Source organism: Phytobacter palmae (genome assembly GCF_039409775.1).
GTDB classification, from domain to species: domain Bacteria; phylum Pseudomonadota; class Gammaproteobacteria; order Enterobacterales; family Enterobacteriaceae; genus Phytobacter; species Phytobacter palmae.
In genome coordinates, this window is record NZ_JBCIVJ010000013.1 from 44,619 (window position 1) to 70,407 (window position 25,789).

The 25,789-nt window shown below is 54.6% G+C and carries 23 protein-coding genes; 11 read left to right on the forward strand and 12 right to left on the reverse strand.

The window, feature by feature from the left end; all coding sequences use genetic code 11:
• Window positions 1-15: 15 nt before the first annotated feature.
• On the reverse strand, window positions 16-360 hold the full coding sequence (gene erpA / locus AAIG39_RS16205) for an iron-sulfur cluster insertion protein ErpA (protein WP_039078421.1): 345 nt from the start codon (window positions 358-360) through the stop codon (window positions 16-18).
• 193 nt (window positions 361-553) lie between these two features.
• On the opposite strand from erpA, the gene hemL reads away from it, so the two are divergent.
• Window positions 554-1,834 (forward strand): glutamate-1-semialdehyde 2,1-aminomutase, encoded by a 1,281-nt coding sequence (gene hemL, locus AAIG39_RS16210; RefSeq protein ID WP_343194266.1) that lies wholly within the window; start codon window positions 554-556, stop codon window positions 1,832-1,834.
• Window positions 1,835-1,965: 131 nt separating this feature from the next.
• On the opposite strand, the gene fhuB is transcribed toward hemL, so the two are convergent.
• The 6 genes from fhuB to hrpB form a co-directional block, all read right to left on the reverse strand.
• Window positions 1,966-3,948 (reverse strand): Fe(3+)-hydroxamate ABC transporter permease FhuB, encoded by a 1,983-nt coding sequence (fhuB, locus tag AAIG39_RS16215; RefSeq protein WP_343194267.1) that lies wholly within the window; start codon window positions 3,946-3,948, stop codon window positions 1,966-1,968.
• Complete coding sequence (gene fhuD / locus AAIG39_RS16220; RefSeq protein WP_090081716.1) at window positions 3,945-4,835, reverse strand: Fe(3+)-hydroxamate ABC transporter substrate-binding protein FhuD; 891 nt, start codon at window positions 4,833-4,835, stop codon at window positions 3,945-3,947. The genes fhuB and fhuD overlap by 4 nt, the downstream gene beginning before the upstream one ends.
• Complete coding sequence (fhuC, locus tag AAIG39_RS16225) at window positions 4,835-5,632, reverse strand: Fe3+-hydroxamate ABC transporter ATP-binding protein FhuC (RefSeq protein ID WP_343194268.1); 798 nt, start codon at window positions 5,630-5,632, stop codon at window positions 4,835-4,837. The genes fhuD and fhuC overlap by 1 nt, the downstream gene beginning before the upstream one ends.
• A 47-nt stretch (window positions 5,633-5,679) precedes the next feature.
• Window positions 5,680-7,935, reverse strand: a complete 2,256-nt coding sequence (fhuA, locus tag AAIG39_RS16230) for a ferrichrome porin FhuA (RefSeq protein ID WP_343194269.1) — start codon at window positions 7,933-7,935, stop codon at window positions 5,680-5,682.
• A 250-nt stretch (window positions 7,936-8,185) separates the two neighbouring features.
• Window positions 8,186-10,723 (reverse strand): bifunctional glycosyl transferase/transpeptidase, encoded by a 2,538-nt coding sequence (mrcB, locus tag AAIG39_RS16235; protein WP_343194270.1) that lies wholly within the window; start codon window positions 10,721-10,723, stop codon window positions 8,186-8,188.
• 181 nt (window positions 10,724-10,904) lie between these two features.
• Window positions 10,905-13,334, reverse strand: coding sequence for an ATP-dependent helicase HrpB (gene hrpB / locus AAIG39_RS16240; RefSeq protein ID WP_343194271.1), 2,430 nt, complete (start codon window positions 13,332-13,334; stop codon window positions 10,905-10,907).
• Between the two features lie 136 nt (window positions 13,335-13,470).
• Here hrpB and thpR point away from each other — a divergent pair, with 136 nt between their 5' ends.
• From thpR to panD, 9 genes are all read left to right on the forward strand, one after another.
• On the forward strand, window positions 13,471-14,001 hold the full coding sequence (gene thpR, locus AAIG39_RS16245) for an RNA 2',3'-cyclic phosphodiesterase (RefSeq protein ID WP_090081705.1): 531 nt from the start codon (window positions 13,471-13,473) through the stop codon (window positions 13,999-14,001).
• A 12-nt stretch (window positions 14,002-14,013) separates the two neighbouring features.
• Window positions 14,014-14,718, forward strand: a complete 705-nt coding sequence (sfsA, locus tag AAIG39_RS16250) for a DNA/RNA nuclease SfsA (protein ID WP_090081702.1) — start codon at window positions 14,014-14,016, stop codon at window positions 14,716-14,718.
• 180 nt (window positions 14,719-14,898) lie between these two features.
• Window positions 14,899-15,354 carry an RNA polymerase-binding protein DksA gene (dksA, locus tag AAIG39_RS16255; protein ID WP_001155227.1) on the forward strand — a complete coding sequence of 152 codons (456 nt, stop codon included), beginning with the start codon at window positions 14,899-14,901 and terminating at the stop codon, window positions 15,352-15,354.
• 125 nt (window positions 15,355-15,479) lie between these two features.
• Entirely contained in the window at window positions 15,480-16,376 is an 897-nt protein-coding gene (gene gluQRS / locus AAIG39_RS16260; protein ID WP_343194272.1) for a tRNA glutamyl-Q(34) synthetase GluQRS, read from the forward strand.
• Between the two features lie 55 nt (window positions 16,377-16,431).
• Window positions 16,432-17,829, forward strand: coding sequence for a polynucleotide adenylyltransferase PcnB (gene pcnB, locus AAIG39_RS16265; protein ID WP_343194300.1), 1,398 nt, complete (start codon window positions 16,432-16,434; stop codon window positions 17,827-17,829).
• Between the two features lie 69 nt (window positions 17,830-17,898).
• On the forward strand, window positions 17,899-18,384 hold the full coding sequence (gene folK, locus AAIG39_RS16270) for a 2-amino-4-hydroxy-6-hydroxymethyldihydropteridine diphosphokinase (RefSeq protein WP_343194273.1): 486 nt from the start codon (window positions 17,899-17,901) through the stop codon (window positions 18,382-18,384).
• A gap of 117 nt (window positions 18,385-18,501) precedes the next feature.
• A complete protein-coding gene (gene panB, locus AAIG39_RS16275) occupies window positions 18,502-19,293 on the forward strand; it encodes a 3-methyl-2-oxobutanoate hydroxymethyltransferase (protein ID WP_343194274.1) in 792 nt (263 codons plus the stop codon).
• A gap of 11 nt (window positions 19,294-19,304) precedes the next feature.
• Entirely contained in the window at window positions 19,305-20,159 is an 855-nt protein-coding gene (gene panC, locus AAIG39_RS16280; RefSeq protein ID WP_090081688.1) for a pantoate--beta-alanine ligase, read from the forward strand.
• A 140-nt stretch (window positions 20,160-20,299) separates the two neighbouring features.
• Window positions 20,300-20,680, forward strand: a complete 381-nt coding sequence (panD, locus tag AAIG39_RS16285) for an aspartate 1-decarboxylase (RefSeq protein WP_039078406.1) — start codon at window positions 20,300-20,302, stop codon at window positions 20,678-20,680.
• A gap of 61 nt (window positions 20,681-20,741) precedes the next feature.
• Here panD and AAIG39_RS16290 read toward each other — a convergent pair whose 3' ends face one another.
• The 4 genes from AAIG39_RS16290 to AAIG39_RS16305 form a co-directional block, all read right to left on the reverse strand.
• Entirely contained in the window at window positions 20,742-21,986 is a 1,245-nt protein-coding gene (locus AAIG39_RS16290; protein ID WP_090081686.1) for a polysaccharide deacetylase family protein, read from the reverse strand.
• A 63-nt stretch (window positions 21,987-22,049) separates the two neighbouring features.
• Entirely contained in the window at window positions 22,050-22,490 is a 441-nt protein-coding gene (locus AAIG39_RS16295) for a PTS sugar transporter subunit IIA (RefSeq protein WP_090081683.1), read from the reverse strand.
• Window positions 22,491-22,607: 117 nt separating this feature from the next.
• Window positions 22,608-23,378, reverse strand: coding sequence for an ABC transporter permease (locus tag AAIG39_RS16300; protein ID WP_343194275.1), 771 nt, complete (start codon window positions 23,376-23,378; stop codon window positions 22,608-22,610).
• The gene (locus AAIG39_RS16305; protein ID WP_343194276.1) at window positions 23,375-24,301 is read right to left on the reverse strand and encodes an ABC transporter ATP-binding protein; all 927 of its coding nucleotides are present in this window, start codon (window positions 24,299-24,301) and stop codon (window positions 23,375-23,377) included. Before AAIG39_RS16305 ends, AAIG39_RS16300 begins: the two co-directional genes overlap by 4 nt.
• Window positions 24,302-24,407: 106 nt before the next feature.
• Between AAIG39_RS16305 and can the strand changes: the two genes are divergently transcribed.
• On the forward strand, window positions 24,408-25,070 hold the full coding sequence (gene can / locus AAIG39_RS16310; RefSeq protein WP_039078401.1) for a carbonate dehydratase: 663 nt from the start codon (window positions 24,408-24,410) through the stop codon (window positions 25,068-25,070).
• Window positions 25,071-25,142: 72 nt separating this feature from the next.
• Here can and hpt read toward each other — a convergent pair whose 3' ends face one another.
• Entirely contained in the window at window positions 25,143-25,679 is a 537-nt protein-coding gene (gene hpt, locus AAIG39_RS16315) for a hypoxanthine phosphoribosyltransferase (RefSeq protein WP_343194277.1), read from the reverse strand.
• Window positions 25,680-25,789 lie beyond the last annotated feature (110 nt).

Sequence of the window (25,789 nt, forward strand, 5' to 3'; positions counted from 1 at the left end):
GCATCCGAACAGGGATCAAATGCTGAATGAGGATCCACAACCGCAGGTGCTTGTCGCGTTCGGGTTAGTCACCACAAAGCGGGAACCTTCCAGACCTTCGGTATAATCAACCGAACCACCCACCAGATATTGCAGGCTCATCGGGTCAACAACAAGGCCAACGCCCTGTTTCTCAATGGTCATGTCGCCATCGTTGATCTGGTCGTCAAACGTGAAACCATACTGGAAGCCACTGCAACCGCCGCCAGTAATATAGACACGCAGTTTCAGGTTCGGATTGTCTTCATCCGCAATCAGGTTTTTAACTTTACTGGCTGCTGCGTCGGTAAACTGCAGCGGCAGCGCTACATCATCACTCATTTTTCGCTCCCATTCATACTGCGATCTGGGCAAATAATAACCCGATCATTTTGGCTATTATCTATTACCCTGGTTATTCGTTCAAGTATTCTCCCCCTGAGGCGGCTATCCTTTCCGTGCGCAATACTTTTATCCTCTTCCAGGAATCCCTTAGAATAAGCCCTATTGTTTTTAACAAACCAGGAACGATTTCATGAGTAAGTCAGAAAACCTCTACAGCGCCGCACGCGAACTTATCCCCGGCGGCGTTAACTCGCCGGTACGCGCCTTCACCGGCGTAGGAGGCACGCCGCTGTTTATTGAACGGGCAGACGGCGCTTACCTCTACGACGCCGACGGCAAAGCTTACATTGATTACGTCGGTTCCTGGGGTCCGATGGTACTGGGTCATAACCACCCGGCCATTCGTAATGCGGTGATTGAAGCCGCCCAGCGCGGCCTGAGCTTTGGCGCACCGACCGAGATGGAAGTGAAAATGGCCGAACTGGTAACTCAACTGGTACCGACCATGGATATGGTGCGTATGGTGAACTCGGGTACCGAAGCCACCATGAGTGCGATTCGTCTCGCCCGCGGTTTTACCGGTCGCGACAAAATTATCAAATTTGAAGGCTGCTACCACGGTCATGCAGATTGCCTGCTGGTCAAAGCCGGCTCCGGCGCGCTAACGCTGGGCCAGCCAAACTCGCCGGGTGTACCTGCGGATTTCGCCAGACACACCCTGACCTGCACCTATAACGATCTGTCGAGCGTTCGCGAAGCCTTCGAGCAATATCCGCAGGACATCGCCTGTATTATCGTCGAGCCGGTCGCGGGTAATATGAACTGCATACCGCCGAAAGAGGGCTTCCTGCCGGGTCTGCGCGCGCTCTGCGATGAATTCGGCGCGTTGCTGATTATTGATGAAGTGATGACCGGCTTTCGCGTCGCGCTGGCCGGTGCGCAATCTTATTATGACGTCACGCCGGATCTGACTTGCCTGGGTAAAATTATCGGCGGTGGAATGCCGGTGGGCGCATTTGGCGGTCGTCGCGATATCATGGAAGCACTGGCGCCGACAGGTCCGGTCTACCAGGCTGGTACACTCTCCGGCAACCCTATTGCCATGGCTGCGGGCTACGCGTGCCTGACCGAAGTGTCACAGGTGGGCGTGCATGAAACGCTAAATGATCTGACGGCCTTGCTGGCGGATGGCCTGATTGATGCGGCGCACGGCCAGGGTATTCCACTGGTGGTCAACCACGTCGGCGGGATGTTCGGTCTGTTCTTTACCGATGCGCCGGAAGTCACCTGCTACCAGGATGTGGTCGCCTGCGATGTTGAACGCTTTAAACGCTTCTTCCACCTCATGCTTGAAGAGGGTGTCTATTTTGCTCCGTCAGCCTTTGAAGCAGGCTTTATGTCCGTCGCGCACAGTGAAGAGGATATCCGCAATACGGTTGATGCAGCACGCCGCGTGTTTGCGAAACTGTAATCGCTGACGAGCCAGTGCAGCCATAAAAATCGTAGCCCGGGTAAAGCGCTTGCGTCGTCATCCGGGACATTCCCCGGTAACGCGACGCTTACCGGGGCTACAAATTCTGGCGCACAACGGTAATCCACCGATTACCGACTCTGCTTTCTCAACAAATAGATAAAATACGGCGCGCCAATAAAGGTTGACAGCAGACCCGCAGGGACCTGGTAGGGAAACATCATCATCCGCCCGCACCAGTCGGCAAACACCAGCAGTAGCCCACCAGTCAGTGCGGACATAACGATATGCGGCATGGTACGGCGAAAACCCATCATACGCGCAATATGCGGTGCCATCAGACCGATAAAACTCAGCGGCCCAATGGTCATCGTTGCGGTTGCCGTTAACGCCGCCGCCAGCAACAATAGCCCAATACGCGATGTGGTCAACGCCATCCCCACCGAACGCGCCGTATCACCGCCCAGCGGCAATACCGTCAACCAGCGACGACATAGCGGCACCAGCGCCAGGAGCACGATCATCATCAGCCCCGTACGTATCACCTGCTCAAAGGTCGCGTGATAGGTCGAGCCGGAAATCCACGTCAGGATCTTCGCCATGCGCGGATCGCCACTTGCCTGCAACATCATAAGCAGCATGGTGAACGCGGTACTGAGCGCCATCCCGGCCAGTAGCATACGGTGTGGCGAAAAACCGCCGCGACCGGCGGCAATCAGAATGATAAGCAGCGTAATGGCCGCGCCGAGACTTCCGGCTGGCATCAGCCAGCCAAACGCATTCCCCGGCACGAAGAACAGCATAACCACAACACCGAAAGCCGCTCCGGAACTTATTCCAAGCACTTCCGGGCTTGCCATTGGGTTACCCGTCAGGCGCTGAATAATACACCCGGACACCGCCAGCATGATCCCGGCAGTCAGCGCGGCGATAATCCGCGGCAAACGCCACTGCATCAGCTCGTCGAGCATCGTACCGCTAATCCAGCGCCAGCCCTCCGCGTCACGCCCGAACGAAAGCGCCACCAGTACGCCCAGCAGCAGCACAACCAGCCCTGCCAGCGCAAACCATGGCACGTTTTGCCGCTCCGCAGGCACATTGTCCCCGACATCCATTGAAGGTGCACTCATACTGCGTAAACGCGGCAGCAGCCACAGCAGCAGCGGCGCGCCAATCAGCGCAGTCATAGATCCTGTTGAGACCTCCATCCATACGCGGGCGAGCCACTGGATAAGCTGGTCAGATAGCCAAAGAATGAGGGCACCAATCAGCGGCGCCAGCATCAGACGCGCCAGCAGTCGCCGCGCACCGAGCATTCTCGCCAGCAGGGGGGCAAACAGTCCAATAAAACCGATAATACCGACCGCATTCACCAGCAATGCGCTGAGCACGATCGCAAGCGTAAGCGCAGCCAGACGAACCAGGGATAACGCGAGGCCCAGGTTGCGGGCAACGCCATCATCCAGCCCCATCAGCGTTAATGGTCGTAACAACAAAAAGGTGAGCACCACGCCGCCGATCAACTGCGGCCAGAGGTGCTGCACGCCGCGCCAGTCAGTCTGAGTGAGCGTACCGGTGCTCCACAGGAACATGCTTTGCAGCGCATCGTGGTGGAAAATCACCAACAGCTGATTCACCGCTCCGCAGTAGAGGCTCACCACCAGCCCCGCCAGAATGAGCGTTACCGGAGAAAGCCGTTTACCCCAGGCAACGCCGAAGACCAGCGCCCCAACCACGCAGGCTCCGGCCAGGGCGGCAAACTGTGTCGTCAACGCGCCTGGCAGCGCCCATAGCGTAGTAACCGTAATGCCCAGTTGCGCGCCGGTAGAAACACCGAGTGTTGTAGGCTCTGCCAGCGGGTTACGTAACACCTGCTGGAACAGGACGCCCACCAGCCCCAGACCAGCCCCGACTAACAGCGAAATCACCAGTCTTGGCAGCAGGCTGTAGTGGAACAACATCTGCTCAATCACATCAACGCTGGGCGTAAAGAGTGCCTGTCCCCACTGTGCGCGGGGAAGTGCGGCATTAAAATTCAACCAGGTTAGCCAGGCGCCAGCAATGAATAACCCCGCCAGTAGCAGGCCGGGCAGTAACGCAAATGGCCTTCTCATACCTTGCCCCCGAGTGCGTCATCCAGGACGCGCACAAAGTGCATGGCAGAGAGCGTCGCGCCATAGAACCAGACGGCAGGTACGCGCTGGAATCGGCCAGAGCGCACAAATGGCATCGCCTGCCACAACGGGGTCGCCATCAGCTTACGCATCTCAGTATCATTACCGTGGTCAAAACAGAGAACATCAACATCTTTATACATCGCCAGGCGATCAATCCCCACGGCGGTGCTTCCCCAGAACGTGGTTTCCCCCTGCCAGGCGTTTTGAATACCAAATTCGTCCAGGACTTCCTGGAACAGGCAGTTGCGGGTAAAGACCAGCATGTGGCGAGCATCGAGCAATGTCATCATCAACAACGGGCGTTCCCCGCGCTGTCTGAAATGCGGTTTTCTCTCGGCTATAAAGCTATCAAACAGTTCCAGATGCGCTTTCGCCGCCGCTTCCATCCGGAACAGACGCGCCATCTCATTAAGAGATTTTCTTGCCGTCGCCAGCGGCTTCTTACCGTCGCTAAAACTGAACCCCTGCCCCGGCGCGATTCTCGCCAGCACGTCGGCAGAGGGGCCATATCCGGCAGACCAGACAAGGAAAGAGGGTTTCATCTGCGTAAGCAGTTCCAGATTAGGCTCAGTGCGTAGCCCAACGTCAATCACCCCAGCAGGGAGCGCAGGCTCATTCACCCACAGGTTGTAATTGGGAATATCGGCGATGCCGTAAGGCCTAATCCCCAGCGCCAGCAGTAACTCGACCGGCAGCCACTCCAGCCCGACAATGCGCCGGGTGTCGATCTCTGCGGCCTGAGCGCTGCGCATCTGCCACAGCAGTGGAGAAAGCGCCATCATCGTCAACAGACGGCGCCGGCTAATCAGATTCAGGCCATCCATCAATAGACAAAGCTCACCGGGGCTGCACCTGAAGGGTGAGGAAGAATCCCCATCGGGATCCCGTAAATGTGTTCCAGTGTATCCGCACGCATGAGTGTCTCCGGTGTCCCCTGCGCAATCATTTCACCGCCGCGCAAGGCAACCAGATAATCGCAATAGCGCGCCGCCATATTGATATCGTGTAACACCGCAATCACCGTCAGCCCACGCTGCTGGCTCAAACGGTGCACCAGCGCCAGCACATCCACCTGATGAGCGATATCCAGTGCGGAGGTTGGTTCATCAAGCAGCAGGCAACGGCTATCCTGCGCCACCAGCATGGCAATCCATGCACGCTGACGCTCGCCGCCGGACAGACTATCAACCAGGCGATGCGCCAGCGGTTTGAGTCCAACCAGCGTTATGGCCTCTTCCACTTTCTCTTTGTCAGCCACACCAAAACGGCCCAATGCACCATGCCACGGATACCGGCCAATCGCCACCAGTTCACGTACCGTCATCCCTTCCGCCTGCGGCAACTGCTGCGGCAAATAGGCCACCTTGCGGGCAAAGGATTTACTGCTCCAGCTCGCCAGCGGCTGTCCGTCCAGCAGAACATCACCCTGCGAAGGCGGCCGATGACGCCCCAGCATTTTCAGCAATGTGGATTTACCAGAACCGTTATGTCCGATAAGGCCAGTGACTTTGCCAACCGGAAAGGTCAGAGAAAGGGGATGCAGCAGCGTGCGGCCAGGCACACTGAACGTGACGTCGGTGAGTTGAAACGTGGTATCGGGAAGTGTGTTGTTTTCCTGCATGAGTGCCAACTTTTAAAAGGGCACGGCGAACCGTGCCCGAAAAGAGATTAGAAGCGGAAGGTTGCTGTCGCCACCACCTGACGCTCAGCCCCCCAGAAGCAACCATAGGTATTAAAGCAACTTGCGACGTACTCGCGATCGAACAGGTTGTTCACGTGTAACGCCACACTGGAGCCCGCCATACCCACGCGCGCCAGATCGTAACGCACCAGCGCGTCAACTAACGTGTAGCTTCCTACTTTGAAGGTATTCGCCGGGTCGCCCTGGCTGGAACCAGTGAAGCGAGCGCCGGTACCCAGCGTCAGCCCAGAGAGCGCACCATCAAAGAGGGTGTAGTCACCCCACAGTGATGCCATGTGTTTTGGCACCTGGGCAGGAGTGTTGCCTTTGTAGTTGGTATCAGTGGTGTACTCAGCATCGGTGTAGGTATAAGAACCGACCACGTTGATGCTGGCAGACAAGGCGGCTTTTGCTTCAACTTCAACGCCACGAGCGCGGATTTCACCACCTTCAACAGACCATACGGAACCTGCAGGATCACCCATCAGGTTGTTGGTTTTGGTCAGTTGGTATAGCGCACCGGTCAGGACAATCGGACGATCTTTCGGCACATATTTCACACCCGCTTCGTACTGCTTACCTTTAGACGGAGCAAAAATAGCACCGTCAGCACCCGTTGTTGATGCCGGTTCGAAGGATTCGCTATAGCTAAAGTATGGCGTTACCCCATTGTCGAACAGGTAGTTAACACCGCCGCGCCAGGTGAATTGATTATCGTCGCGCTCGGGATGAGTGCCATAGTCACGGTTCAGGGAATCCTGCTTCGCCCAGTCGTAACGACCACCGAGTGTGACCAGTACTTTATCCCACTGCGCCTGGTCCTGCGCATACACACCGGTCTGTTTCTGTTTAACCAGCACGCGGTAAGGGCCGGATGGACCGTCATGTGCACCGAAGTCAAAATCGCTCCGGTCAAGATTGTAGATATCAGACGGAGTGACAGAACCGGCGTAGCCAAAATAAGAGTCAATATCGTTGCGCATGCGCATAAAATCGACCCCCGTCAGCAGGGTATGATCAATAGCACCGGTTGCAAATTTGCTCTGCAATTGGGTATCGACAGTGAAGGTCTGCAGTTTTTCGCTGTCAATCACGTACTGACGCGTCAGCGTGTGCCCCCATTCAGACTGTGGAATGCCCGCACAAGGGCTGGTAGACGGGCTGGCAGAATAGAGCTTATCGGAACACATACCGTAGCCATATACGCTGTTCTGAGCGGTTTTATTCTCAGCAAAACGCAGGTTCTGGCGCAGAGTGAAGGTATCGTTAAAGCCATGTTCGAAGCTGTAGCCCACCATTTTCTCATTACGGGAATAGGTGTTGTTCTTCGCGCCTTCGTTGAAGTCGGTCGGCAGGCGAGAGCCATTTGGCAGCGGCTGAACGGTTCCCTCTTTCGGTAACCAGCCGTAGTAACCGGTATCCGGTTCGTTCTGGAAATAAGAGAGGAATGTGAAGTTCGTTTTGTCATCAGGACGCCAGCTGAAAGACGGCGCAATGGTGTAGCGCTGCTCTTTTGCCCCTTCCTGCTGGGCGTTAGCGGAGCGCGCCAGACCGGTCAAACGATAAGAATAAACGCCGTTATCATCCAGCGCATCGCTGAAATCAAAACCTGTCTGGTACAGGTTATCGGTGCCCATCTTGAACTGGACTTCATACAGCGGCGTGGTGGTTGGACGCTTGCTGACCATGTTTAGTAACCCACCCGGGCTGCTCTTACCGTACAGCACAGAAGCCGGGCCGCGCAGGATTTCAGCACGTTCAAGCATGTAAGGATCAATCACCGCGTCGTTGTAGAAGTTGCCCTGCATCTTCATACCGTCGAGGTAGTTATTCTGGCTCTGACCATCCGCCGCAAACCCACGGATAACAAGATAGTCATAGGTGTTGGATGCGCCACGCGTCCCAACGGCAACACCCGGCGTGTAGCTCAGCGCTTCCTTCACGGACTTAGGCTGATGCAGGGCCATCTCTTCGCTGGTTACCACCGAGATCGACTGCGGGGTCTTCTCAATTGGGGTGTCGGTTTTGGTAGCCGTCGCGGAGTGGCGCGCGGCAATCGTCGCCGCCGGGCCCCATGCATTTTCCTGTGGAGCCGTACTACTGGAGGTTACGGTAACGGTGTCTTCGGGTTGGGTCGTTGCAGCCTGTGCATAGACAGACATGCCGCTAACCGCTGTGGCTACAACTACTGCGAGTTTACGCAGCGAGGTGTTGACTGGCTGAGCAGTTTTTTGACGCGCCATTGTTTATTCTCTGACAATGAGTGAATGATAACGTAAACGATAATTATTATTATGACGGCAGCATAATATGCGAAGCGTTGACCGCATAGCAAGCGCTAAGCGGCCCTGTGCAGTGTGAGGGATTAATAAACAACCAGGTAAAAAGTAAGGCGTTAATAAGGCATTAAAAAGGATTTAAAACGACGTTAGAGGGATGTTTGAGGCTAGCCAAAATGAAAAACCCCCGGTCGGGTGACCGGGGGTTTGAGAGTTAGTTACTGCCGAACATATCTTTAATCCAGCCTGCGACACCATCGCTCTTCTCTTGCTGTTGCGGTGGCTGTTGTTGAGGCTGCTGCTGTTGCGGCGGCGGGGTTGACTGATCGAACGGATTACCCGGCTGCGGTTGCTGCATCATCGGGTTTTGCTGGCACAGCGTTTCCGGACTGGTCGTCCAGACCGGCAGTGAACGCGTACCACCGCCGCCACAAACGAAGTTGCCCATATCATCCACGCTCATGGTGGTGATATCTTCCGGCGGCGTCAGATCCAACGGAATCGGCGACTGGTTTGCCAGGTAGCGCTGATAGATAGCCATCGCCCCGCTCGCACCGTACAGCTTCGTTGGCTGGTTATTATCACGCCCAACCCAGGTAATCGTCACTTCACGCCCGTCAATACCGGCAAACCAGGTGTCGACGTTATTGTTGGTGGTACCGGTTTTCCCTGCCAGATGCAGCCCCGGATATTTCGCACCGAGCTGACGGCCCGTACCACGCTGGACAACCTGCTGCATGGTCCACAGCGTCAGGTAGGCCGCCTGCGCGGGCACCGCGCGCTCAGACTGCGGGTAACTCTGGTAGAGCACCGTGCCATCTTCTGCAATAACTGAACGCAGTGCAGACAACGTTGCACGGTTACCACCGCTGGCGATGGTCTGGAAGGCTTGCGCCACTTCTATCGGCGTCAGGTTAAGCGCCCCCAGCAGCATAGATGGGTTAGCCGTCAACTGATCTTTAGGCGCGCCTAATTTCAACCAGGTATCGGTCACCGCAGGCAGGCCCATCGCCATCCCGAGGTTAACCGTCGGCACGTTCATGGAACGCGTTAACGCATCCACCAGCATCACCTGGCCGCTAAAGCGATGATCATCGTTCTGCGGTGCCCAGGTCTGACCATTCGACAGACGTAGTGAAATCGGCGCATCGGCAATAGAGGTGTTCAGACGGAATTTATCCGGCTGGCTTAATGCTGTCAGGTAGGTCGCCGGTTTTGCCAGCGAGCCGATAGAGCGGCGCGCCTGCATTGCACGGTTATAGCCTGCAAACTGCGGCGTTGCCCCACCCACCATCGCACGCACCTCGCCACTGAAGCGATCCACAACCACCATTGCGGTTTCCAGATCGTCCAGTTTACGCTGCTTGATCAAGGCAGGAATGCCCTCCACCGCCGCTTTTTCTGCCGCGTCCTGCGCAATAGAATCAAAGGTGGTGAAAATCTTCACGCCCGACAAGTCCTTCACTTTATCATCGCCGAGTTTAGCCTGTAGCTCCTGGCGAACCATCTGCATAAACGCAGGCTGCGGTGAAATCACGCCACCGCGCGGTTGTACGCCGAGCGGACGGGCGCTGAGCATGTCGTACAACTCCTGGTCAATCACCTTCTGTTCTTGCATCAGGCGCAGGACAAGGTTACGTCGCTCCAGGGCCAGTTTAGGGTTACGCCACGGGTTGTAGATTGAGGCCCCTTTCACCATTCCGACCAACATAGCCTGCTGATCAAGACTCAACTCTTCCACCGGACGGCCAAAGTAGTAAAGGCTTGCCAGCGGGAAACCACGGATTTCATTATCGCCGCTCTGCCCGAGGTAAACTTCGTTCATGTACAGCTCAAGGATACGATCCTTGCTGTAACGGGCATCGACAATCAACGCCATATAGGCTTCGTTAGCCTTACGCCAGTAGGAGCGCTCGCTGCTCAGGAACAGGTTTTTCACCAGTTGCTGGGTCAGTGTACTCGCCCCCTGCACCGTACGTCCGGCAGTGAGGTTTGCCAGCACCGCACGACCAATCGAGTAGAAGCTGATACCGTCATGCTCGTAGAAATGGCGGTCTTCGGTCGCCAGCAGCGTATCCACCAGCAGATCCGGGAAGCCACTGCGCGGTACAAACAGACGCTGTTCGCCATTAGGCGACGAAAGCATGGTGATCAAACGCGGATCGAGACGGAAGAAACCGAACTGACGATTGCTGTCCATGTTCTCTATGCTATCGAGTCGGTCGCCATCAAACGTCAGGCGTGCGCGGACCTGCCCCTCTTTACTGTCAGGGAAGTCAAATGGACGGCGGATCATCTCAATGCTTTTCGCCTGCACGGTAAACTCGCCAGGACGCGTCATCTTCGTCACCTGACGGTACTGCGTGGCTTCCAGCAGTTTAACCATCTCGTTTTTGCTGATGGGCATATCCGGTTCAAGGTTGACCATACGGCCATACACGGCCGCCGGCAGTTGCCACACTTTGCCATCGATACGGCTACGGATCTTCTGATCCAGGTACACGCCATAAATAGCCAGCAGCACCGCACCCACGATACAAATTTTCAACAGCAACCAGAACCAACGGCGCTTACCGCGAGGTTTACCGCCTTTACCTTTCCCTTTGCGTGGCGCTGAGTCCTGCTCATCGCCATCATCATCTTCGTAATCGTCGTATTCCTCTTCTCTGACTCGACGACGACTTACTTTCTCTTTTGCCGGACGTGAAGGTCTGCTCTTACGTCCAATTGGCTCGCGGTCATTCCCCGCCATGCTCTCTCTCCGCAACATTCAGGCGCAAGGGCCTGATTCTCAGTTCTTCCGCCTCCAGGCAGAAGAAGAAATCTCTCAAAAACCAACAGCAAGATGTTCTCAACGAGAAAATCTTTAGTGTCTGCTCCCTCTCCCGGTGGGAGAGGGCCAGGGTGAGGGCGTCAGCCTGCCCTGCCCTCAACTACGAATACTTTTTCGTGCGCCGCGTCGGTGCGGTATTTGCCGGATCGTCCGGCCAGACATGTTTCGGGTAGCGCCCTTTCATCTCTTTTTGCACTTCACGGTACGCGCCCTGCCAGAAGGCCGCTAAATCGCGCGTAATTTGCAATGGACGCTGAGCTGGCGAAAGCAGTTCCAGCACCAGCGCAATGCGCCCCTGAGCAATAACAGGGGTCGTCGCCTCACCAAACATCTCCTGCATACGTACCGCCAGAGCGGGCGGATTATCCTCATGATAACGAATGGCAATCCGGCTTCCCGTCGGCACAGTGTAATGCCCAGGCAGTTCACTATCCAGACGTTGACGCAAAGGCCAGGGTAAGAAAGCCTTTAATGCTTCCTCCACATCCAGCGCTTTCAGCGCGCGAAGGGAATGCACGCCCCCCATTTGTGGCAACAACCAGCTTTCCAGAGAAGCAAGCAGCGAAGCATCATCTACCGCAGGCCATGACTCTTCCGGCAACCATTTCGCCGCGCAGTGTAAACGCAGGCGTAGCTGTTTCGCCTCTGGCGTCCAGTTAAGGACATCCAGCCCCTTCTCGCGTATCCCGTTGAGCATCGCCTGATGGAGTTCTTCTTCCGGTAGCTTCGCCAGCGGCTGAACCTTCACCGTCAGTTGGCCAATCCGGCTACGACGAAACGCCTTTAAGGTTCCCTGGGCTTCATCCCATTCCACAGAGTCAGACGACTCAATAATGTACGGACAGGCCGCCAATAACCGATCGATGTCCAGCGGCAGCGCCAGCAAAATGCGGGCATCCGGCGACTGGCTTCCCTGTAACAGCAGCGGCGCAAGCAGCCATTCATGGCGATTAAGCGCATCATCTGCATCCAGCATCGCGCCCATTCCGTTTGCCAGTTGATATCGTCCGTCCTGGCCGCGCCTGCGCGCAATACGGTCAGCAAAAGCGCTGGCAAGCAATGGCGCCAACAGGTCGTTATCGGGCTCCCCTTCCGCACTTTTCAACCGCCGAATCAGTTGTCGGGCCCGCTGCTGCCACTGAGGCTGATGGCGTGAAAAAGCGACACTCAAATCGGTGTTGCCACCGCGTGGCGGATCTTCAAGGATGGCAGCCAGTTTCGCCGCCGTTGCCACTTCATCCGCACTGCCAGCACTCGCTAACATCGCGGCAAGTCGAGGATCATTACCCAACGATGCCATTTTCTTCCCCAATGGCGACAGGCGATCACCGTCGAGCGCCCGCAGTTGCGTCAACAATCGCTTCGCTGCGGCAAGGTTAGTCGTCGGCGGTAAATCCAGCCAGTTAAGTTGCGCCGGATCCTGGCATCCCCACTGTAACAACTCCATCAACAGGCCAGACACATCGCTTTGTAAAATCTCCGGCTCGCTCTGGACCGCCGCCCTTTCGGCCTGTTCTTTACCTGTCAGATGCAAACAGATTCCCGGCTCAAGGCGTCCGGCACGCCCGGCACGCTGTGTCATTGATGCCTGGCTCACGCGCTGGGTGACAAGCCGCGTTAATCCTGTTCGTGAGTCAAAACGGGCCACACGCTCCTGGGCGCTGTCCACAACCAGGCGAATGCCCTCAATGGTCAGGCTGGTCTCAGCGATATTCGTGGCCAGCACCACTTTTCTTTTACCTACTGGTGGCGGAAGAATGGCTTTGCGTTGTTCATTGAGCGACAGCGCCCCATACAACGGGCAGAGCAACACATCGTCAGAGACCCGGCTGGCCAGTTGTTCCTGTACGCGCTGGATTTCCCCTACCCCCGGCAAAAACAGTAACAATGACCCCGATTGCGAACGCAGCAGATCGGCGGTCGCCATCGCGACCGCCTCGTCAAAGCGCTGGTGAAGACTTAATGCCTGATAACGCCGCTCTACCGGGTGCATACGCCCCTCTGAAATAATCAGTGGCGCATCCGGAAGAAGCGTCTGCAGACGGCTGTTATCAAGGGTGGCTGACATGACCAGCAGCTTAAGGTCGTCACGCAATCCCTGCTGAACATCCAGTAACAGCGCCAGCGCCAGATCGGCCTGCAGACTACGTTCGTGAAATTCATCAAGGATCACCAGACCAACGCCGCTCAGTTCGGGATCGTGCTGAATCATTCGCGTCAGGATCCCCTCAGTCACCACCTCCAGTCGCGTATTCGGCCCAACACAGGTTTGGGCTCTCATCCGGTAGCCGACGGTGTCGCCGGGCTCCTCATCAAGCAGCTCCGCCAGACGTTGCGCCACGTTACGGGCAGCCAGTCTGCGCGGTTCAAGCAGTAAAATACGCCCGTCAATTCCGCTCTGCTGCAACAATTGCAGCGGCAGCCAGGTTGACTTCCCCGCGCCTGTTGGAGCGGTCAGTAATACCTGGGGGGCGCGCTGTAACGCATTGAGAAGGTCGGGTAAAACGGCAGAAACCGGCAGTAAGGACACACAAGGCTCCAGAGGACTCACATTGATAAGGACGCTGCCAATTGTACATGAACTGCGGCGCTTTGGAGCGCCGAAGCATTTGCGGGCATCCGCCTGCCATTGTAGCATCGCGACAAACCCTAACAGAGTGCCCGCCATGTCTGAATCGAGAAGGCTGTTTTTCGCCATCGAATTGCCCGATACCATCCGACAGGAGGTGGTGCGCTGGCGGGCGGAACATTTCCCGCAGGATGCCGGACGGGCTGTTGCGGCAGCAAACTTACATCTGACGCTGGCGTTTTTAGGGGAAGTGAGTGCAGAAAAACAGCGTGCTCTGGAAACGCTGGCCGGGCGCATTCGCCAGCCAGGCTTTACGCTACAACTGGATGACGCCGGGCAATGGCTGCGTTCACGTGTTGTCTGGCTGGGCTGTCGCCAGTCACCACGCGGACTGTTGCAACTGGCGGACATGCTGCGCGCCCAGGCTGCACGTAGCGGATGCTGGCAAAGCCCGACGCCGTTTCATCCGCATATCACACTGCTACGCGATGCAAGCCATGCGGTCACGATACCGCCGCCGGGCTTTCGCTGGACTTTTCCTGTAACAGAATTTGTCTTATATGAATCGCAGTTTGCCGGAGGACGTCTGCGTTACACGGCGTTAAACCGCTGGACGCTAAACACATAAAAAGGATAGGTCATGGAATTTTCGCCCCCCCTTCGCTCCGCCACGCTTATTCAGCGCTATAAGCGGTTCCTTGCCGATGTGATCACCCCAGAAGGCGAAACGCTGACAATTCATTGCCCCAATACTGGCGCAATGACCGGTTGTGCCACGCCTGGCGATACGGTGTGGTATTCCACATCAGAAAGTGCTAAACGCAAATATCCGCATACCTGGGAATTAACGCAAACCCAGCAGGGCGACTTTATTTGCGTTAATACGCTTCGCGCGAATACCTTAACGAAGGAAGCGCTGCAGCAAAACCGCCTGCCTGAGCTGCTGGGTTACAGCACACTGAAAAATGAAGTGAAATATGGTGCCGAAGGCAGCAGAATTGATTTTCTGTTACAGGCAGATGGCCGCCGCAACTGCTATATTGAAGTTAAATCAGTAACGCTCGCCGAGCGGGAATGCGGTTTTTTCCCTGATGCAGTTACGCTACGCGGACAAAAGCATCTGCGTGAGTTAATGAGCGTAGCGGCCAGCGGCGACCGCGCCGTTATACTGTTTGCCGTGCTGCATTCAGCCGTTGAACATTTTTCTCCAGCGCGCCATATTGATGAGAAATACGCACGATTGTTAAAGGAAGCACAAGGTCAGGGGGTAGAAATTCTGGCGGTAAAAGCGGAACTTTCTGCTACAAATATGACTCTGAGATTGCCGCTGCCTTTTACGATATAGGGCAGCCATTGACTAAATTGACTAATAAGTGTTCTGGTCGCGTGCGCAAATACGCTTTTCCTCACAGGCTTGTCAAGTGTTACGTTTAGATATTTGCCATCCGGAAAAGCATCTGCTATTTATAGCGGCCTGATTTTCCCCCGACACGGGGATCGATAGTGCGTGTTAAGGAGAAGCAACATGCAAGAAGGGCAAAACCGTAAAACATCGTCCCTGAGTATTCTCGCCATCGCTGGGGTGGAGCCGTATCAAGAGAAACCGGGCGAAGAGTATATGAATGAAGCCCAGCTGGCGCACTTCAGGCGTATCCTTGAAGCATGGCGTAATCAACTCAGGGATGAAGTCGATCGCACCGTCACCCATATGCAGGATGAAGCGGCTAACTTCCCGGACCCGGTAGATCGTGCCGCACAGGAAGAAGAGTTCAGCCTCGAACTGCGTAACCGTGACCGCGAGCGTAAACTGATCAAAAAGATCGAGAAAACGCTGAAAAAAGTTGAAGACGAAGATTTCGGCTATTGCGAATCCTGCGGTGTTGAAATCGGCATTCGCCGCCTGGAAGCGCGTCCGACCGCTGACCTGTGCATCGATTGCAAAACACTGGCGGAAATTCGCGAAAAACAGATGGCGGGTTAATTCGCCTCTGACCGACAATCGGTCACCCCCTCAGACGGCGCAGCGCTGATTCCGGCCTGCGCCTTAAAATCCGGCTGTGCTATAGTCGGGGAAAATTTCCCGTATTGTCGGCGTTTCCTCTCTGTATGTCTGACTCTCACTATATTGGGCGCTTTGCGCCGTCACCGTCCGGTGAACTCCATTTTGGCTCGCTGATTGCTGCACTTGGCAGCTACCTGCAGGCGCGTGCGCAGCAGGGTATCTGGCGAGTGCGTATCGAAGATATTGATCCCCCGCGTGAAGTCCCCGGCGCCGCAGACACCATCCTGCGCCAGCTTGAGCATTACGGCCTGTACTGGGACGGCGACGTGCTCTGGCAATCACAACGTCATGAGGCCTATCGCGAGGCACTGGACTGGCTTCATAACCATGGGCTGAGTTACTACTGTACCTGTACGCGGGCGCGTATTCAGAGCGTGGGCGGCATCTATGACGGACATTGCCGTCGTGCTGATAATGGCCCTGAAAACGCAGCTGTTCGTCTGGTGCAGCGACATCCGGTGCTCCATTTTCACGACAGACTGCGCGGCGAACTCTATGCGGATGAAAAGCTGGCGCGAGAGGATTTTATTATTCATCGCCGGGATGGTCTGTTTGCTTATAACCTCGCCGTTGTGGTTGATGACCATTTTCAGGGCATCACGGAAATTGTGCGCGGTGCAGATTTGATTGAACCCACGGTGAGGCAAATTTCCCTCTACCAGCAGTTTGGCTGGCCCGTGCCACAGTATGTCCATCTACCGCTGGCGCTCAATGCGCAAGGGAATAAACTCTCCAAGCAAAACCACGCTCCTGCCTTGCCCGGCGGCGATCCTCGCCCCATAATAATCAGGGCGTTACAATTCCTAAACCAGAGCGCAACAAATGAGTGGCAGGACCTCAGCGTCGACGATTTGTTGAAAAATGCGGTGGCGAACTGGACGCTTACTGACGTACCCACTGCAGTGGATGTGAATACAGCATTCTCAAACGCCTCGCGCTGAGCTATGATTAGCCGCTATTTTTTTGTCCTGACGTTTGACACTACCGAGGTGCACTATTTTTACCCGAGTCGCTAATTTTTGCCGAAAGGTGCTAAGTCGCGAAGAGAGCATGGTCGTTGAGGCTATCGTACAACCTCAGATGACGGTTATCCCGCGTGAACAGCACGCTATTTCACGCAAAGATATCAGTGAAAATGCGCTCAAGGTTCTCTACCGCCTGAACAAAGCCGGTTATGAGGCTTATCTCGTCGGTGGTGGCGTGCGTGATTTGTTGCTGGGCAAAAAACCAAAAGATTTTGACGTCACGACGAACGCCACGCCAGACCAGGTACGTAAATTATTCCGCAACTGCCGCCTGGTGGGGCGCCGTTTCCGCCTGGCCCACGTCATGTTCGGACCGGAAATCATTGAAGTCGCTACCTTTCGTGGTCATCACGAAGATACCGAAGCCGACCGCACCACTTCACAGCGTGGGCAAAATGGCATGTTGCTGCGCGACAATATTTTCGGTTCTATCGAAGAAGATGCCCAGCGTCGCGATTTCACCATTAACAGCCTTTATTACAGCGTGGCTGACTTCACCGTACGTGATTATGTCGGCGGAATGCGCGATCTGGAAGAAGGCGTCATTCGCCTGATTGGTAACCCGGAAACCCGCTATCGTGAAGACCCGGTACGTATGCTGCGCGCGGTGCGTTTCGCCGCCAAACTGGGTATGAGCATCAGCGCCGAAACAGCAGAACCGATTCCTCGTCTGGCCGCCCTGATTAATGACGTCCCCCCTGCGCGCCTGTTTGAAGAGTCGCTGAAATTATTGCAAGCGGGCTATGGTTTCGATACCTATATGCTGCTGCGCGAATACAACCTCTTCCAGCCCCTGTTCCCTACTTTCAGTCGCTTCTTCACCGAAAACGGTGACAGCCCGATGGAACGCATTATTGCGCAGGTGCTGAAAAATACCGATACCCGCCTTCGCAACGATATGCGAGTAAACCCGGCGTTTTTGTTTGCCGCCATGTTCTGGTATCCGCTACTGGAAACCGCGCAGCGTATTACCCAGGAAGGTGGTCTGGCGTATTACGATGCCTTTGCGCTTGCCATGAACGATGTACTTGATGAAGCCTGCCGTTCGCTGGCCATCCCGAAACGCATCACCTCGTTGATTCGCGATATCTGGCAGCTACAGCTGCGTATGTCCCGTCGTCAGGGTAAACGCGCATGGAAACTGATGGAGCATCCGAAATTCCGCGCGGCCTACGATCTGCTGGCCCTGCGTGCTGAGGTGGAAAACAACGGTGAACTGCAGCGCCTGGTGAAATGGTGGGGAGAGTTTCAGGTTTCCGCACCACCGGAGCAAAAAGATATGCTTGAGGACCTTGGCGATGAACCCGCCGTTCGTCGTCGTCACCGCCGCCCGCGCAAACGCGCGCCGCGCCGTGAAGGCAGCGCATAACATCATCCCTTTCAGGCCTGCCACGTGCAGGCCTGATGCTATCCAGAAACGAAAAACGCAGGAGCCTGTATGTCCCCGACCCTTTGCTATATCGCCATCGGCAGTAATCTCGCATCGCCTCTGGAGCAGGTAAAGGCAGCGCTGGACGCCATTGGGGAGATCCCGCAAAGCCGCGTGGTTGCCGTCTCTTCGTTCTATCGCACTCCTCCGCTTGGCCCACAGGATCAGCCCGACTATCTGAATGCCGCAGTCGCGCTGGAAACCACACTTGAGGCTGAAACATTGCTGGACCATACCCAGCGCATTGAATTGCAGCAGGGGCGCGTACGCAAAGCGGAGCGCTGGGGCCCACGCACGCTGGACCTGGACATCATGCTCTTTGGCGATCAGGTCATTCAGACGCCGCGCCTTACCGTTCCCCACTACGACATGAAAAATCGCGGCTTTATGCTGTGGCCCTTATTTGAAATTGCTCCTGCGCTGATATTTCCTGATGGCGTGACGCTGAACGCGGCCCTCAAAGAATGCGCAGCAGACAAACCTGCCTTGTGGTAAAACGCTTTTCTGGCGCATCTGATGTGATCGGTGTTAAACGGTTGCCTAAAATCATTGTTCACCTGAATGTTGCTGTTAGAATGCGCCAGAATTCGTTTTTAGCCATCAGGAAACGTTATGAAACCCACCACCATCTCCTGGCTGCTTAAATGCAAACAGGAAAAGAAACGCTTCGCTACCATCACAGCCTACGATTACAGCTTCGCTAAACTGTTCGCCGAAGAAGGCATCAACGTGATGTTGGTTGGCGACTCGTTAGGGATGACGGTACAAGGTCATGATTCAACCCTGCCAGTGACGGTAGACGACATTGCCTATCACACGCGCGCAGTGCGTCGTGGCGCTCCTCATTGTTTGCTGCTGGCCGATCTGCCGTTTATGGCGTACGCCACACCGGAGCAGGCCTTTGAAAGCGCCGCCGCCGTGATGCGCGCCGGGGCCAATATGGTAAAAATCGAAGGTGGTCGCTGGCTGAGTGACACGGTGAAAATGCTCACCGAACGCGCTGTGCCGGTGTGCGGGCATCTGGGGTTAACGCCGCAGTCTGTGAATATCTTCGGAGGCTACAAAGTTCAGGGGCGCGGCGATGCCGGGCAAACGCTGCTGGACGACGCGCTGGCGCTGGAAGCCGCAGGTGCGCAGTTGCTGGTACTGGAGTGTGTGCCGGTAGATCTGGCAAAGCGTGTCACAGACGCGCTGACCATTCCGGTAATTGGTATCGGGGCAGGTAACGTCACAGACGGCCAGATTCTGGTGATGCACGACGCGTTCGGCATTACCGGTGGTCATATCCCAAAATTTGCGAAAAACTTTCTGAGCGAGGCAGGCGACATGCGCGCTGCCGTGCGCCAGTATGTTGCCGATGTTGAGTCCGGGGTTTACCCGGGCGAAGAACACAGTTTCCATTAAGGAGTGCCGTTGTGTTGATTATCGAAACCCTGCCGCTGCTGCGCCAGCATATCCGCAGAGCGCGTCAGGAAGGAAAACGGATTGCGCTGGTACCAACGATGGGTAACCTGCACGATGGCCATATGACGCTGGTTGAGGAAGCCAAAGCCCGCGCGGATGTGGTCGTAGTGAGTATCTTCGTCAATCCCATGCAGTTTGATCGCGCCGACGATCTGGCACGCTACCCGCGTACCCTGCAGGAAGATTGCGAAAAGCTGAATAAACGAAAAGTGGATTTTGTTTTCGCCCCTGCGCCGAATGATATTTATCCGCAGGGTACGGACACGCAAACCTATGTGGATGTTCCGGGCATTTCCACCATGCTTGAAGGCGCAAGCCGTCCCGGGCATTTTCGCGGTGTATCCACCATCGTCAGCAAGCTCTTTAATCTGGTCCAGCCGGATATCGCCTGCTTTGGTGAGAAGGACTACCAGCAGCTGCAGCTAATCCGCAAAATGGTTGCCGATATGGGCTACGACATTGAGATTGTCGGCGTACCGACCGTGCGTGCAAAAGACGGCCTGGCGCTAAGCTCACGTAACGGCTACCTCACTGCCGATCAGCGCAAAATCGCGCCAGCGCTGAGCAAAACCATGAATGCAATGGCGGCAAAACTGCAGGCTGGCGAACGTAATATTGATGAGATCATTGCCCTGGCTGAACAGGAGTTGAATGACGCAGGTTTGCGCGCGGATGATATCCAGATCCGCGATGCAGACACGCTTCTGGAGCTTGCTCAGACCAGCAAACGCGCAGTGATTTTGATGGCCGCATGGCTGGGCCAGGCGCGTCTTATCGACAATAAAGTGGTTGATCTCCCCCTGTAGACAGGGGTTAAAAAACGGGCAATACTGCCCTGTTATCGGCCTGGTCTGGCGCTGTCGCCGGGCCGGGAAAGTCTGGCCGGGCAGCCAAATGCCTCCCGGCGATATACCTGTATTTCGTTACGCCATTAAAGGTAGAAGTTATGATTCGCACGATGCTGCAAGGCAAGCTCCACCGCGTCAAAGTGACACAGGCCGACCTGCACTATGAAGGTTCCTGCGCGATTGACCAGGATTTCCTTGAGGCGGCTGGTATCCTGGAATACGAAGCCATCGATATTTACAACGTCACCAACGGTAAGCGCTTTTCCACCTATGCTATCGCTGGTGAACGCGGCTCCCGCATCATTTCGGTCAATGGTGCTGCGGCGCACTGCGCTGACGTTGGCGATATCCTGATTATCGCCAGCTACGTCACCATGCCGGATGAGCAGGCGCGTAGCTGGCAGCCGAAAGTCGCCTATTTTGACGGCGACAACGAAATGAAACGCACGGCTAAAGCAGTCCCGGTACAGGTTGCCTGAATGGTATAACCCGCTAAGTAATCAGGCAAAATTGGCGCTTTTATTGGCCATTTTGCCTGATTTATCCCTGAGGCTGATTACTGATCAACCTCGACATATCCTCCAGCGAATCCGTTTTTAAGATATACAGCCGTTTTAGTAAGTACGGATTATCTCCAGGCTTAACCTTTCCTCGAACCGTGGTCAGCGCAAGATGGAACCCGGCATCTTTCGCAGCAGCCAGGGCCTTATCATCATAGCCACCGAACGGGTACGCCAGATACCATACATGCCGGTTGAACTGTGAAAGCGCGCGGCGTGAGTGCTTGAAATCCATCAGAATATTGTCATAACTGCGACTAAGCAGGATCGGATGCCCCACGTTATCGGTGCGATGCAAAAAATGTGTATGCGACTGAAAATCAAACACATGGGAAATTTGTTCCAGTTCAGAGATGCTCATGAACTGCAGAGATTTTGGATCCCAGGGCTGCGGTTTGCGCTTAATGCGCGACGAAATAATAAAGGCAGTCGCTCTGAAACCGTACTCATTTAATACCGGATAGGCATATCGACTGACCGATTTCAGCCCATCATCAAAGGTGATCACCACCGAACGTGCGGGCAGGTTCATCGCGTTACGCACATAACCTTCCAGCTGATACATATTTAACGTCGTATAGCCCTGGTCATGCAGCCAGGTCATCTGGTTGGTGAAAGCGCGAAGAGAGGTGGTCGTCGAGGTGTGACGAAAACGCGTGTTTTCCTCATCTTCCAGAATATGATGGTAGGTGAGCACCGGGATACCGTTATCTTCCTGCGCATCCAGGCTACTGACCCAGGCCAGCCGTTCGCCAATGCGAATCTGATACCAGGTCTGGTTGAGTCTGTCTTTCAGCTTGCTGATGATGGGATAGCGCAGATTTCCGGCCAGAGTACCCAGTTGCTCACTGGTATTATCCGCCTCGTTATACATCGGCGTATCGCGCCAGGTTATCAGGTTTTGATTACTCAGGGGTTTATTCAGGTCACCCAGGCTGTCCTGTACCTTTTCATTACCACGAACCGTCCCCAGATGTCCTTTATCGATCCACGCTTTGCCGAAGCCGAAACGAAATTCGTAGTAATCTTCAGCCCCCGGCACCACAGCCAGAATTTGTCCGGCGCGGATATTGCCAACGGTCATGACATTGTTGCCAATCTGCGCCCATATGTCGGCATCTTCCGTAACTTGCATATAACGCGCAGGATCGGGATTTTCACTAGCGGGACGAGCAAAAACGCTATATGACACCAGCAAGAACAGAATGAGGAGAAAACGAGGCATGCACCCAACCAGGCTCAACTTAATTTAGATTATTGTAGGAAAAAGAAAAATGAATACCAACGTTTATTTGCCATACAAATCATGTAACAACACAAACGGCGGATTTTTCTGTTGCTGATGCCAGAGGCTGCTGACCCCCGGCGCACCGGCGACAACAATCTGGTTACGAAAATCGGCGCTGCTGCATAATTCACGCAGTGGATACATCGCTTCCAGCAGGGTAGCATCAACGCCGGATATCACTTCACAATGTTCATGCTTATGGCTCATCAGCGAGGCGGCCCGGTAAGGTGCGGCGCCAGAAATGTCAGTTAAAAAAACCACCCCCTCACCGGAATCTGTTTCATGTAATGCATCGCAAATCATACGGCTGAGCATATTGGTACTAAGCCCCTGGCGAAAGTTGACCGCTCTGCACTGCCTAAGCGGACCAAACCGGCTCTCAAGACTGTCCAGCATCTCCTGCGCCAGCTCACCATGGCATGTAATGACCCATCCCAGCATACGTATCTCCTTAGCAGGTTTGCAGTGTAGCCAGGTGATCGTCAGCCGTCGGTGACAGATATCATAGATTAAAGGGGCAATGAGAACCCGGCGACGAACGCCGCCGGGAAGAGGTAGTTAACTGCGCAGACCGCGTCCACGCTGGATTAAGTACCAGCAAAACAGATAAAAAGCGATGATGAACACCGCCAAAACCGCCACTGTAGTGAAGAGCGGCACATCGGTAATACCGAGGAAACCAAAGCGGAAACCGCTGATCATATAAACAATGGGATTCAGATGAGAGAGCGCCTGCCAGAACGGCGGTAACAGCGTTAGCGAATAGAACACCCCGCCAAGATAAGTCAGCGGCGTCAGAACAAATGTCGGGATCAGGCTGATGTCATCGAAAGTCGTCGCAAAAACCGCATTCAACAGACCCGCCAGCGAAAACAATACCGCGGTCAACAGCAGCGTTAACGCAACAAAGACCCACGAATGGACCTGAAAAGGCACGAAAAACAGCGACACGGCGGTCACCAGCACCCCGACACACAAACCACGCGCCACGCCGCCGCCAACATACCCAGCGATAATCACGTGTGTTGGCACCGGGGCGACCAGGAGCTCTTCAATATTGCGTTGAAACTTGGCACTGAAAAATGATGACGCCACGTTTGCATAGGCGTTAGTGATCACGGCCATCATGATCAGGCCTGGCACGATGAACTGCATATAGGTAAAACCATGCATTTCACCGATACGTGAGCCAATCAGATTGCCAAAGATAATAAAGTAGAGCGTCATGGTAATAACCGGCGGCACCAGTGTCTGTACCCAAATACGCATAAACCGTTGAATTTCTTTATACCAGATACTCTTCAACGCCACCCAGTAAAGCTGCATCATGCGTGCTCTCCTTTTTTCTCATGCACCAGCGTGACGAATAGCTCTTCCAGCCGGTTAGCCTTGTTGCGCATACTTAAGACCTGTACGCCCTGCGCGCTAAGCTGACTGAACACGCTGTTTATCCCTTGTTCACGTAGTACTTCGACTTCCAGCGTCGAGGTATCTACCAGCCGATACTGGTAGCCTTCCAGCTTCGGCAGCGGGCTTTTTGTTGCCAGATCAAGAATAAAAGTTTCCGATTTGAGCTTCGCCAGGAGTGACTTCATCGAGGTGTTTTCAATCAGCTCACCGCTCTGAATAATGCCAATGTTGCGGCACAGCATCTCAGCTTCTTCCAGATAATGGGTGGTCAGAATGATCGTGGTGCCTTTGTCATTGAGATCCTTCAGGAAGCCCCACATAGAACGACGCAGTTCGATATCCACCCCGGCAGTAGGCTCATCAAGAATCAACAGCTTCGGCTCATGCATCATGGCGCGGGCAATCATCAAACGACGCTTCATCCCGCCCGACAGCATACGCGCACGTTCGTTACGTTTTTCCCACAGATCGAGCTGATTCAGGTATTTTTCGCTGCGCTCAAGGGCATCTTTACGTTCAACACCGTAATAACCCGCCTGGTTCACCACAATCTGCTGTACGGTTTCAAACGGGTTAAAATTGAACTCCTGAGGAACAAGACCGAGCTGCCGTTTAGCATTAACGATGTCTTTTTCCAGGTCATAGCCGAAGACACTCACGCGTCCGGACGTTTTATTTACCAGTGAGCTGATGATACCTATGGTGGTAGATTTTCCTGCGCCGTTTGGTCCCAGTAACGCGTAAAAATCCCCCGCTTCTACTTTAAGATCAATACCACGTAACGCATGAACGCCGCCCGGGTATGTTTTTTTAAGCTGCTCAAGCTCCAGTGCAATGGTCATGAATTTTCACTTACCTTATTCTTACACTCGATGTGTGGTTTAAAAAACGTGGGAGTTGACCTATATTAGCGCAACGCACTTATTTAGTTACAGGTCGTTAACTTCCATGAAAGACATAGATACACTCATCAGCAATAATGCACTATGGTCAAAAATGCTGGTGGAAGAGGATCCCGGATTTTTCGAAAAACTGGCGCAAGCGCAGAAACCGCGTTTTCTATGGATTGGATGTTCTGACAGTCGCGTTCCCGCAGAACGCCTTACCGGCCTTGAGCCAGGCGAACTGTTTGTTCACCGTAACGTTGCCAACCTGGTTATTCATACCGACCTGAACTGCCTTTCTGTTGTTCAGTACGCGGTTGATGTACTGGAAGTTGAGCATATCATCATCTGTGGTCACTACGGCTGCGGCGGTGTGCAGGCGGCGGTGGAAAACCCGGAACTGGGGTTGATTAACAACTGGCTGCTGCATATTCGCGATATCTGGTTCAAGCATAGTTCGTTGCTTGGCGAGATGCCGCAGGAGCGCCGCCTTGATACCCTTTGTGAGCTGAACGTGATGGAGCAGGTCTATAACCTGGGCCACTCCACCATTATGCAATCCGCGTGGAAACGTGGACAAAAGGTCACGATTCACGGTTGGGCGTATGGCATTCACGATGGTTTACTGCGTGACCTGGAAGTCACCGCAACGAACCGCGAAAGTCTGGAGCAGCGCTACCGTCAGGGCGTCTCGAACCTCAGCAAGAAACACATCAATCACAGGTAATCTTGCATTCCCGGCGGCATGATGCCAGCCGGGATAACGCATCAGGCCGGGCTAAGCCCGGCTTTTTTATGCTTACTCTTCCAGCATCACAACTTTACCGACATACGGCAGATGGCGATAACGTTGCGCATAATCGATGCCATAGCCCACCACGAATTCGTCCGGGATCGAAAAGCCGACAAATTCCACATCAACCTCCACTTCGCGGCGCGACGGTTTATCGAGCAGGGTGCAAATAGAGAGAGACTTTGGCTCACGCAGGCTGAGAATTTCGCGCACTTTGGAGAGCGTGTTGCCGGAATCGATGATGTCTTCAACGATCAGAACATCCTTACCGCGAATATCTTCATCCAGATCTTTGAGAATTTTAACATCGCGGGTCGAAGACATGCCGCTGCCATAGCTGGAGGCGGTCATAAAATCGACTTCGTGCGCCACCTGCACTTCACGGCAAAGATCCGCCATGAACATAAATGAGCCGCGCAGCAGGCCCACCAGCACCATTTCACTGCCGCTGTCCTGATAACGCTCTGTGATTTGACGACCCAATTCGGCGATACGCGCTTTGATCTCCGCTTCCGGGATCATCACTTCAACAATATGTTTCATTTTAAATAACCATATGATTTAAATAATAAATCACTCAATAACCCGCTTATTGCTTTGGTTACTGAAGCGCAAGGCGTGCAGTATACCAGCAAACGCATTTCCGATGTTTA

Coding starts and splice junctions, on each gene's coding strand:
- erpA (WP_039078421.1), bottom strand. CDS start 360: ATGAGTGATGATGTAGCGCTGCCGCTGCAGTTTACCGACGCAGCAGCC.
- hemL (WP_343194266.1), top strand. CDS start 554: ATGAGTAAGTCAGAAAACCTCTACAGCGCCGCACGCGAACTTATCCCC.
- fhuB (WP_343194267.1), bottom strand. CDS start 3,948: ATGAGAAGGCCATTTGCGTTACTGCCCGGCCTGCTACTGGCGGGGTTA.
- fhuD (WP_090081716.1), bottom strand. CDS start 4,835: ATGGATGGCCTGAATCTGATTAGCCGGCGCCGTCTGTTGACGATGATG.
- fhuC (WP_343194268.1), bottom strand. CDS start 5,632: ATGCAGGAAAACAACACACTTCCCGATACCACGTTTCAACTCACCGAC.
- fhuA (WP_343194269.1), bottom strand. CDS start 7,935: ATGGCGCGTCAAAAAACTGCTCAGCCAGTCAACACCTCGCTGCGTAAA.
- mrcB (WP_343194270.1), bottom strand. CDS start 10,723: ATGGCGGGGAATGACCGCGAGCCAATTGGACGTAAGAGCAGACCTTCA.
- thpR (WP_090081705.1), top strand. CDS start 13,471: ATGTCTGAATCGAGAAGGCTGTTTTTCGCCATCGAATTGCCCGATACC.
- sfsA (WP_090081702.1), top strand. CDS start 14,014: ATGGAATTTTCGCCCCCCCTTCGCTCCGCCACGCTTATTCAGCGCTAT.
- dksA (WP_001155227.1), top strand. CDS start 14,899: ATGCAAGAAGGGCAAAACCGTAAAACATCGTCCCTGAGTATTCTCGCC.
- gluQRS (WP_343194272.1), top strand. CDS start 15,480: ATGTCTGACTCTCACTATATTGGGCGCTTTGCGCCGTCACCGTCCGGT.
- folK (WP_343194273.1), top strand. CDS start 17,899: ATGTCCCCGACCCTTTGCTATATCGCCATCGGCAGTAATCTCGCATCG.
- panB (WP_343194274.1), top strand. CDS start 18,502: ATGAAACCCACCACCATCTCCTGGCTGCTTAAATGCAAACAGGAAAAG.
- panD (WP_039078406.1), top strand. CDS start 20,300: ATGATTCGCACGATGCTGCAAGGCAAGCTCCACCGCGTCAAAGTGACA.
- AAIG39_RS16290 (WP_090081686.1), bottom strand. CDS start 21,986: ATGCCTCGTTTTCTCCTCATTCTGTTCTTGCTGGTGTCATATAGCGTT.
- AAIG39_RS16295 (WP_090081683.1), bottom strand. CDS start 22,490: ATGCTGGGATGGGTCATTACATGCCATGGTGAGCTGGCGCAGGAGATG.
- AAIG39_RS16300 (WP_343194275.1), bottom strand. CDS start 23,378: ATGATGCAGCTTTACTGGGTGGCGTTGAAGAGTATCTGGTATAAAGAA.
- AAIG39_RS16305 (WP_343194276.1), bottom strand. CDS start 24,301: ATGACCATTGCACTGGAGCTTGAGCAGCTTAAAAAAACATACCCGGGC.
- can (WP_039078401.1), top strand. CDS start 24,408: ATGAAAGACATAGATACACTCATCAGCAATAATGCACTATGGTCAAAA.
- hpt (WP_343194277.1), bottom strand. CDS start 25,679: ATGAAACATATTGTTGAAGTGATGATCCCGGAAGCGGAGATCAAAGCG.